Genomic DNA, 3,866 nt, shown 5'->3' on the forward strand with positions numbered 1-3,866 from the left:
GAGGCGGCGCGCGATCCGGGTGAACTTGCGCGGATTGCCCATCGACTCCAGGGCGAGGCCGATAACCCCCACGTGCTCGTCATCCTCCCAGTGCTGGAGGGTGTCGTTGAGGGAGACGTCCGCACGATTGCCGACGCCGACGAACTCGTGCAGCCCGATGCCCCGGGCATCGGTGCCCGCCAGCAGCATCGCCGACAGGGCGCTGGACTGTCCGGCGAGCGCGGCCCTGCCGGCCCGGGGCATGCGCGGGGCGAGGGAGAGGCTGATCGGGTCCTCTCCGGTGCGCAGGATCCCGAGCGAGCCAGGGCCCAGCAGGCGCATCCCATGGCGTCGCGCACGTGTCACCAGCTGTCGCTGCAGCTGGCCCCCGTGGTCGCTGTCGGCGAAGCCCTCGGTGGGGATCACCACGCTGCGCACCCCGATCGCGGCGCACTCCTCGATGGCCTCCAGACAGGCCTCGGGGCGCAGCGCGATCACGGCGAGATCCACGGACCCGGGCAGATCCACCACCCGCGACCAGGTCCGCCGCCCGCGCAGCTCGAGCGCATCGCGGGAGACCAGATGGACGGTGCCGGTGTAGCCCGACCCCTCGAGCGCCGTGAGGAATCGGCCGCCCGCGGAGTCCTCGCGGGAGGAGACGCCGATCAGCAGCACGGACTCGGGATGCAGCAGCCGCTCCATCGCCCGCGCCTCGGCCCGATGCTCCCGCTCGGCCATCACCTCGAGGGACCGGGCGGTGGGATCGATCTGGAAAGAGACCATCACCACGCCGTCATCCAGCCTCCGTTCGACGTCGTAGCCGGTCTCAGTGAAGACCTTGATCATCTTGGTGTTCTCCGGGAGCACCTCGGCGGTGAAGCGGTGGATGCCCCGCTCCCGGGCTGCGGCCGCCAGATGCTCGAGGAGGACGGAGGCGAGCCCCGAGCCCTGACGGGAGTCCGAGACGTTGAACGCGACCTCCGCCGAGTCCGGGGAGATGCGGTCGTACCGGCCGACGGCGATGATCTCCGCACCTGCCAGGACCACGAAGGCCACGCGGTCGATGTGGTCGACGTGCGTGAAGCGGGCGAGGTCCCGCGGGGACAGCCTTGGCATCGCGGCGAAGAAGCGCAGATACCTCGACCGCTCGGACTGGCGCTGGTGGAAGTCCTGGAGCGCCTCGGCGTCGGTGGGCAGGATCGGGCGCAGGTGCGCGGCAGAGCCGTCGCGCAGGGCGATGTCGGCCTCCCAGTGCGCCGGATAGGTGGGCTCGCCCTCGTCGTCGCCCCGCGCTCGACGGCGCAGGGACCGCAGGCCGTCGCGTCTGTCCACCATGGCCAGATCCTATCGTCGCCGCCCCGGGCTTGACGGGATTCACGTCCCGTCCCGGCCCCGAGTTCCCGGGATCGTGGCCGGTCATGCGCCATGATGTCCTCCATGGCCAGATCACGCAGCACCACCCCTCCCACCGGAGACGAGGCAGTCGACCGGAACATCGTCGACATCGATGTCACCAGTGAGATGGAGACGTCGTTCCTCGAGTACGCGTACTCCGTGATCTACTCCCGTGCGCTCCCGGACGCCCGTGACGGCCTCAAGCCGGTCCAGCGCCGCATCCTGTACATGATGGCCGAGATGGGGCTCCGTCCCGACAAGGGCCACGTGAAGAGCCAGCGCGTGGTCGGCGAGGTGATGGGCAAGCTCCACCCCCACGGCGACACCGCCATCTACGACGCTCTGGTGCGGATGGCGCAGAGCTTCAACATGCGCATGCCGCTGGTCGACGGGCACGGCAACTTCGGCTCCCTGGACAACGGCCCGGCCGCCGCGCGGTACACGGAGGCACGTCTGGCCAAGGCGGCGCTGCTGATGACGGACTCGCTGGACGAGGACGTCTCGGACATGATCCCCAACTACGACAACCAGCTGCTGCAGCCGGACGTTCTCCCAGCCCAGTACCCCAATCTGCTGGTCAACGGCGCCTCGGGGATCGCTGTCGGCATGGCCACGAACATGGCGCCGCACAACCTCGTCGAGACCATCGCCGCCGCCCGGCATCTCATCGAGCACCCGGAGGCGGAGCTCGAGGAGCTGATGCGGTTCGTGCCCGGGCCCGATCTGCCCACTGGCGGCCGGATCGTGGGGCTGGAGGGGATCCGGGACGCGTACCGCACCGGCCGCGGATCGTTCAAGATGCGCGCCACCACGCGGATCGAGAACGTCACCTCCCGTCGCAAGGGCATCGTGGTCACCGAGCTGCCGTACCAGGTGGGTCCGGAGCGACTGGCCGAGAAGCTGCGCGATGCGGTGCAGGCCAAGCGCGTCACGGGCATCACCGACTATCAGGATCTCACCGACCGCCACCACGGCCTGCGCCTGGTGATGACGGTGAAGTCGGGCTTCGATCCCGAGGCCGTGCTGCAGCAGCTGTACAAGTACACGCCGCTGGAGGAGAACTTCGGCATCAACAACGTGGCGCTGGTCGACGGCCAGCCGCGCACCCTGGGCCTGAAGCAGCTGCTGGAGGTGTTCGTCGACCACCGGCTGCGAGTGGTGCGGCGCCGCACCGAGCACCGGCTCAGCAGGCGCAGGGCGCGCCTGCACCTGGTCGAGGGCCTGCTGCTGGCGATCGTCGACATCGACGAGGTCATCCAGATCGTGCGCAGCAGCGATGACGCCGAGACCGCGCGCACCCGGCTGATGAGCGTCTTCGACCTCTCCGAGCTGCAGGCCGAGTACATCCTCGAGTTGCGGCTGCGCCGCCTGACCAAGTTCTCGCAGATCGACCTGGAGGCCGAGCGAGACGACCTGCGCCGCGAGATCGAGCAACTCGAGGAGATCCTGGGATCCGAGGCCGTGCTGCGCGCGCTGGTCTCCGAGGAGCTCGCGACGGTGGCCGCGGAGCACGGCGACTCCCGTCGCACGGTGCTGCTGGAAGCGAGCGACAAGCCTGCCGTGGTGGCGGGCACCTCCCTCGAGGTGGCCGACGAGCCCTGCGGCGTGCTGCTGACCGGGACCGGGCTGATCGCCCGCGTCACGGGCGAGGGTCCCCTGCTGCGGGAGGGGCCGCGCGGCTCCCATGACGTGATCGTCTCCGACGTGCGCTCCAGCACCCGTTCGACGGTCGGCGTCGTCACCGACCAGGGCCGGGTGCTGCGCCTCTCGGTGGTGGATCTGCCCTCTCTGGCGCCCACGAACGGGGCCCCCTCACTGGCCGGCGGCACCCGGCTCGCGGATCTCATCGACCTCGAGCGGGAGGAGCGGCCGCTGGGACTGATCCGGCTGGGCGAGGACGATCTGGCCCGCGGCGGAGCGATCGCTCTCGGCACCCGTCACGGCGTGGTCAAGCGGGTCCAGCTCGACTTCCCGCGGACCGACGGCTTCGAGATCATCTCGCTGAAGGACGGGGACGCCGTGGTCGGCGTCGTCGACCTCGAGCAGGACGAGGACCTCGATCTGGTCTTCCTCACCGCCGAGGCGCAGCTGCTCCACTTCCCCGCCTCCGGGATCCGACCCCAGGGCCGCACCGCCGGCGGAGTGGCCGGGATCAAGCTGGCGGGCGAGGACCACGTCATCTCCTTCGGCACGATCGATGTGACGGCCGCAGCGGACGTCGTCACGGTGGCGGGCAGCTCGACCACCCTTCCCCTGCTCCAGACGGGCTCGCTCAAGGTCAGCCCGCTCTCCGAGTTCCCGGCCAAGGGACGCGCCACGGCCGGGATGCGCTGCCACCGCTTCCTGCGCGGCGAGGATTCCCTGATCGGTGCCTGGGTGGTGCCGCATCCGGCCCGCGCCTGCTCGGAGGCGGGGCAGCCGATCGACCTGCCGGAGCCGACGGGCCGCCGCGACGGTTCCGGGACTCCGGTGGCGGTGCCGATCGCGGCCGT

Annotated in this window: 2 protein-coding genes; one reads left to right on the top strand and one right to left on the bottom strand. The window is 70.4% G+C overall.

The window, feature by feature from the left end:
* Positions 1-1,314: GNAT family N-acetyltransferase (locus VF289_RS04820; protein WP_330881652.1), on the bottom strand; the 1,314-nt coding region annotated here is incomplete at its 3' end.
* 102 nt (positions 1,315-1,416) lie between these two features.
* Between VF289_RS04820 and VF289_RS04825 the strand changes: the two genes are divergently transcribed.
* The coding region (locus tag VF289_RS04825; RefSeq protein WP_330881654.1) for a DNA topoisomerase IV subunit A at positions 1,417-3,866 on the top strand (2,450 nt) is incomplete at its 3' end.

The organism is Brachybacterium sp. (assembly GCF_036379615.1).
GTDB lineage: Bacteria > Actinomycetota > Actinomycetes > Actinomycetales > Dermabacteraceae > Brachybacterium.